The following is a 6,521-nucleotide window of genomic DNA, read 5'->3' on the forward strand; positions in this document are numbered from 1 at the left end:
ACGCAAAGTTGAGAGGTTGTTGAAAAACAGTCATCTCGCCGCCATCCTCGAAGGCCCTTTCGTGCGGCGTAGCGCTGCTACGCCTCCTCAGGGCCTTCTGCGGGTGCGCCGATCTGACTATTTTTGGACAACCTGGTTTTTTTAACGGCCTGACTATTCCGAAGACTTACGCAGAGATTGCGAAAAATCTGCGTTTTTCTCCCGTGAAGGGCCCCAGTCCAGCCCTCCCTTGAGCCAGAGCCAGAGCAGGCCGCAGGCCAGGATGACGATGAAGACCGTGATCTGGGTGAGGCCCGCAATGCCGAGCAGGTCCCAGGCCGTGGCCCAGGTGAAGATAAAGGCCGCCTCCACGTCGAACACGATGAAGAAGATAGCCACCAGGTAGAAGGGAACCGGCCAGGCCAGACGGGCGCTGCCGGTGGGCAGGACCCCCGATTCGTAGGGGGCCTCCTTGGCGGGCGACGTGCGTTTTGCCCCGAGCCACCAGGCAGCCAGCAGCAAAACGCCGATCAAGGCAACGGTCACCAGAGCGTACAGGGCAAGTTGATACAGTGGGTCGGATACCATAGTGGTGAAACTATAGCAGATATTCGTGCCGCTTCAAACGTGAAACGTGGGTTGGCGGGAAGAGAGGCTGACATCCGCCACTGAGGCACAGAGACACAGAGGTCCACAGAGAAAAACAAAAAACAATTTTTGCAATACCATCATCAAGAATCGTCGTCATTTTGCTTGCCTTACTCCTGATTTTCCCTGTGGCTCTGCGGCTCCGTGGCAAATGCCTTTTCCGGGAAAACTATTTTAATGGTCGGAGTATGGCGCTGAAGATCGGGTTCTGATCCGCCTGGGAGACGGAGATGACCATGTCCACCTCGAAGGGGGTGCCGCACACATCCCGCACCGTTTGCCGCACCGTGGCGCCGATCAGGTCGCTGCTGCCGGAACTGAAATACCCTGCGACCGCAGCCCGTAACGCCTCCCCGTCTTCCATGAATTCGAAGATGCACTGGCCGAGCAGTTCCTGTTTGCTCAGGCCAAAGAGTTTTTCCGCTTTCTGATTGGAGATGACGATCTTGCCGTCCCCCACGAAGGTGACGATGGGGGATTGGGCGATCTCGATGAAGTTGCGGTAGCGATCCTCCGATTCTTTGCGCTGCAGGGTCTTGCGGTCCAACTCCGCCATCAGTTCGTTGAACGATTCGATCAGTTCGCCGATCTCGTCGTTGCCCCGCTCCGTGAGCCGCTCGGAGAAATTGCCGGTGCGGGCCACTTCGGCGATGCTCTCGGCAACGCTTTTGACCGGGGTCAGGATCGTTCTGCGGATGAGCCAGCCGCTGATGAGGATGAAAGCGAGGAGGACCGCGCCGTCGTAGAGCAGATCGTAGGCCAGGTTGGCGCCGACCTCATGGTACAGGCCCTCCATGGGGACCGACACCGAAACCGCGCCGATCACCTCGCCTACCTGATAGCCGTAGGAATAATGACCCCGCGGGAAGCGTTCCCGGACAAAGCGTGGCGCGGTGTCATAGGTGCCGTGGCAGGCGAGGCAGGATTGATCGGCCTTCATGGGCAGCAGGTAGCGCAGGGCCTTTTTCCCTTTTTCACCCGCCACCTGCCAGACCTCCCGGGCCTGCGCATCCCGGAACGTTGCCAATTGGGCGGTCTCGAAGCTGTCGGGACGGTTGCCCGGATTGCGGTAGCGCAGCGAGACCTGGCGGACATAGTAGCGCGACCCGCTGGTGAGGCGTTTGGCGATCTGGGTGGCGGCCACCTGGGGGATCAGGTTGTAGTTGTGTTCAGGTTCGTTGGTGACGCTCTGGGAAAGGTAGTCCCGGGTTTCGATGATCTGGTGCGCGATGGAGCGGGCATTGTCCACGGCCGTGGTGAGGATGAGCGCCTGCTCCCGGCGATAGTTGCTGTAGGCCAGGCTCAGGAAGAGCGCCGCGAGGAGGAGGGCGGCGATGATGTTGAATTTGGTGTTGACGCTGCGGTCAGAAAGCATTTTCATGGCGGTTCCCCGGCGTTGCCTGTCCTTTTTCCCGCCGCGGCGAAGTTTGTCCGACGAAGCCGGGAGGGTATTCGCATGGGCGACGGTCAACTCCGCCACGCCGGCATCACGGATTTAGACAGATTATAGCCGCTCTTCGAGTCTTGGCAAGGGTAATGTGGTTTCGTTATTATGCTTGAATTCTCGTGGTGATATGGGCTATTTTGAAGAGATTGCATCAGAATTTTACACTGGCGCACAACGAATCGGGAATCACGGCGCATAGCCGGGGAGTAGGTATATGGACAGGAAGACACCAGCATCAACATCAACATCCACCAAGGGGAGGGGTATTTTACCGGCCCTGGTGCTGTTTGCCGTTACGCTGGGCATTGTTGGGCTGCTCGGGGCAACGGGGTATGTATTCTATCTGATGGCACGCCTGCCGCGGGTGGACCGCCTGGCGGACTATAAGCCGCCCATCGTCTCCCAGGTCTTTAGCGACGACGGCAGTCTGGTGGGGGAATTCTATCTGGAACGGCGCATCGTGGTGCCGGTGGAGAAGATGCCGCGCAAGCTGATCCAGGCCTTCGTGGCGGCCGAGGACTCCAGTTTTTACCAGCACAAGGGGATCGATTACCTGGGGATCGTACGAGCGGCCTTCAAAAACCTTCTCTCCATGCGCAAGAAGGAAGGGGCCTCGACCATCACCCAGCAGGTGACCAAGTCCATGCTGCTGACCCCGGAAAAGAAGTTTTCCCGCAAGATCAAAGAGGCCATCCTGGCCAAACGCATGGAGGAAAAGCTCTCCAAGGACGAGATTCTCTACCTGTACCTGAACCAGATTTACCTGGGGGGCGGGGCCTACGGCGTCCAGGTGGCGGCTGAAACCTATTTCGGCAAAAACGTCGATCAGCTCAACCTTGCCGAGATGGCCATGCTGGCCGGGCTTCCCAAGGCGCCCAACGCCTATTCCCCCATCAAACATCTGGACAAGGCCCGTGAGCGGCAAGCCTATGTTCTGGACCGGATGGTGAAGGAGGGGTACATCACGACCGCCGAAGCCGATCACGCCAGGAATACGCCGATTGAGATCCGTTCCATGAAAAAGGTCAACAACGAGCAGTCGGCCTATTTCCTCGAACATCTGCGCATCCAGCTTGAGGAAAAATACGGAGAGGATCAGCTTTACAAAGGTGGCCTGAAGATCTACACCACCATGAACGCCGACATGCAGCGGGCAGCCTATGAAAGCCTCAGAAACGGCCTCAAGGCGGTTGATAAGCGTCAGGGGTTCCGGGGACCGACCAAATACCTTGGCGAATCCGAGGTGGATGGGTTCTGCGCCAAGGTCGAAGATGGCATCGATTCCGCGACCCTCAAGACCGGCGAGAGCTATCAGGGGGTCGTGGTGGGATTCGTCCCCGAGAAGGGTGAGGCCATCGTCAGGGTCGGGGATCGTAAAGGCGTCCTGACCCGCAAAAATATGGCCTGGGCCGGCAGGGCGGGGATGATCAACAGCTACGGCAAGCCGGAGAAGGGGAACAAGAACCTGACCCTCGGTTCGGTGATCGAGGTGTCGGTCGTCTCGCCGGAGATCAACAAGGAGGGGGCCCAATTCGCCCTCGATCAAACCCCCGAGGTGCAGGCGGCCCTGGTTTCCCTCGATCCACGTACCGGGGCGGTCAAGGCCATGGTCGGCGGCTACGACTTCCGCAAGAGCCAGTTCAACCGGGCCATTCAGGCCAGGCGCAACGCCGGGTCGGCCTTCAAACCGATCATCTATGCCGCGGCCCTCGACAAGGGATTGACCCCGGCCACCATCATCGAGGACTCCGAGGTGGAATACCCGGACGGCGCCGGCGGAACCTGGAAACCGAAGAACTACGACAACACCTTTCGCGGGCCGGTAACCATGCGCGAGGCGCTGACCTACTCCATCAACATCGTCAGCGTCAAGATCATGGAACAGATCGGCGCCCAGTATGCGGCGGATTATGCCAAGAAACTCGGCTTCACCTCCCAGATCCCGGCCAACCTGGCCCTGGCCCTGGGGGCCGCGTCCGTGTCCCCCTTCGAGCTGACCGAAGCCTATGCGGTGTTTGCCAATAAGGGGCAATTGATCCCCCAGTATTTCGTCACCAAGGTTACGGACAACGACGGGACCGTACTTCAGGAAAACCAGCCGCCGGCCGCGATTCCGGCCGTTTCGCCCGAGACCTCCTATGTCATCACCAACCTGATGCAGAGCGTCGTCGCCAGCGGCACCGGTTCCCGCGCCATCATCGGGCGTCCCGTGGCCGGCAAGACCGGCACCACGAACGAAGGTAAGGATGCCTGGTTCGTCGGCTACATTCCGCAACTGGTGACCGGCGTGTGGGTCGGTTACGATCAGGAACGTTCCCTGGGCGCCGGCGGGTCGGGCGGCCAGGCGGCTGCACCGATCTGGGCCGAATTCATGAGGAAAGCGACGGCGGGAATGCCGGTCATGGATTTCGAGGCCCCGGATAATGTCACCTTTGTGCTGATCAACCCCCGTACCGGTAAGCTGGCCAAGGAAGGAACCCCGGGGGCGGTTATGGAGTGCTTTGTCAAGGGAAGCGAGCCGACCGGCTATGACGGCGACGGTGGGGGGGGCTCGGCCCGTCCGCCGACGGAGGAAAAAGAGGAGTAATGTCTGCGGGCGTCGCGGGATAGTGGCGCTTGCTCGATACACATAAATAAAGGGGGGCGTTCGCGCCCCCCTTTGCTGTTTCGAAATAGATAATTGCCGTGCTCGCCCCGACAGAACAGGTCGTTGAAGATAGCCTAGAGGGAAATATCCTCCGCTATACCTGACCGTTGCCTGATTACCGCCTCCACCTTATCCCGGTCGATGCGCTCGGACAGCCGGTATTTCCTGATGAGGTTCCAGGCCTCCACATCCGGTTTCCCACCCTTTTTGTACACATCCTGATGGACCTCCAAAAGGATGCGCCCCTGCTCGGTAACGGCCATCTTTACCGGCTTGTAGATGATTTCTCCGGGGGTGTTGACCTTGACCTCGTTGAAAAACCCCTCCATCCTGAGCGGCGACACCCTGATGCAGCCATGGCTGGCAAAGCCGTATATGGACCAGGGCTTGGTGGTGCTGTGAATCAGTATCCCCGGGATTGAGGTCTTGATGGCGTACCTCCCCAAGGGGTTGCCGGGGCCGGGAGGGATGCTCGTGATGACCTCTCTTCCCTCCTCCTCCATCTCCGAACGGATAGAAGCGGGGACGTGCCAAGTGGGGTCTTTCTGTTTCCCCGTTACCTTGAATTTGCCGACCGGAGTCTGCCAATCGAACTTGTCGCTCTTCTTCCCCGTGCCGACCGCTACCGGGAGCGAGGTGACCAGTTTCCCCTGGCGGAAGTAGTACAAGGTGCGGTCGGGGATATTGACCACGATACCGTCCTTCATTCTCTGGGGGATGATCTTCCGGTTGTTGTATTTCAGTCTCTGGCCGGTTTTGAGGGGAGCCTTGGCTTCCAGCTTGTTCGCCGCTATAAGGTGCTGGCGGCTGACCCCAAGCTTTGCCGCGACCAGCCGCAAGGTATCGCCCTTGACAACGGTATAGACGTTGGCGCTTCCCACGACCTTTGCCGATACGAAGTCGTCATGCACGGTGGGGGCGTCGTCCTGGGTGGGAACAGCCGGCTCCCGGCTGGCCATCGTTTGCTCCGGTGTGGTGTCGGGCAGAGGGGGGGGCGGTACTGCCGCCACCTGGGGGGGGGATGGCGCTGCTTCGGGCTGGGAGGCGGGCTCCGGTGCCGCTGAAGCGTTCCGGGATTGGCCGCTCCCGGTCGCTTCCGCTGGCGGGATGGCGGGCTGCGTCTCCTGAATGACGCGTACCTTCTGGAGGGTGAGCAGATAGTAACGCTCGGCCATATCGAGCTCATGCATCTGATAATGGTGCTCGGCCAGGGAGAAGGTGGCATCAACGCTCTTCATCTCATCGGGCATCTGTCGGCCGAAACCCGATGCCCGAAGGTGCGAAACGGCCAGGCGGGCATCCTGGCGAGTATTCGCCCAAGCGCCAGGCGTTATCAGGAAAAGTGCAGCGAGGGACACAAGGCGCGATGCGCCCATGACGGAGATGCGGGGAAGGGCAGGGAATTTCATAAGCCCCTTATGTACAATATATCCAGGAAGATTGGCAACAGTTAAGTTGGGCGGCTGGAGTGTGTGTCCCCCTCGCTCAATATATAAGAGATAAAATGTGCCGAATACTTCCTCGCCCCTCCCATGCACCTTTTGGCCGCGCTCGGAGCGGAAGACGCGTCGCATATTCGACAACCGTACATACGAGTGATTTTATGGTTGATTCAACTGTCGGATTAACAACGTATTTTTTGGGGTTATCGAAAAAAGCAGGGAAAAGAGCAAAAAAAGGTATTGACGGTGGTGGAGATAGTTGTTATAACCAGCGTCCCATTTGACGCGGAGAGTTTTTCCGAGTCGCTGGGGGCGGAAAAAAGAAGTTTGGCTGGAAAAAACTTCTTGACAATGTCAG

At 59.0% G+C, this 6,521-nt stretch carries 4 protein-coding genes; 1 reads left to right on the top strand and 3 read right to left on the bottom strand.

Annotated features, from left to right (window positions below; genetic code table 11):
• Positions 1 to 153: 153 nt before the first annotated feature.
• Positions 154 to 567: an NADH-quinone oxidoreductase subunit A gene (locus F6V25_RS11165; protein WP_151128650.1), complete on the bottom strand. Its 414-nt coding sequence runs from the start codon at positions 565 to 567 to the stop codon at positions 154 to 156.
• A gap of 229 nt (positions 568 to 796) precedes the next feature.
• Positions 797 to 2,008: a c-type heme family protein gene (locus F6V25_RS11170; RefSeq protein ID WP_151128651.1), complete on the bottom strand. Its 1,212-nt coding sequence runs from the start codon at positions 2,006 to 2,008 to the stop codon at positions 797 to 799.
• 280 nt (positions 2,009 to 2,288) lie between these two features.
• Here F6V25_RS11170 and F6V25_RS11175 point away from each other — a divergent pair, with 280 nt between their 5' ends.
• A complete protein-coding gene (locus tag F6V25_RS11175) occupies positions 2,289 to 4,661 on the top strand; it encodes a penicillin-binding protein 1A (RefSeq protein WP_151128652.1) in 2,373 nt (790 codons plus the stop codon).
• 134 nt (positions 4,662 to 4,795) lie between these two features.
• On the opposite strand, the gene F6V25_RS11180 is transcribed toward F6V25_RS11175, so the two are convergent.
• Entirely contained in the window at positions 4,796 to 6,130 is a 1,335-nt protein-coding gene (locus F6V25_RS11180) for a L,D-transpeptidase family protein (RefSeq protein ID WP_191966164.1), read from the bottom strand.
• Positions 6,131 to 6,521: the final 391 nt, after the last annotated feature.

Source organism: Oryzomonas japonica (assembly GCF_008802365.1).
GTDB classification, from domain to species: domain Bacteria; phylum Desulfobacterota; class Desulfuromonadia; order Geobacterales; family Pseudopelobacteraceae; genus Oryzomonas; species Oryzomonas japonica.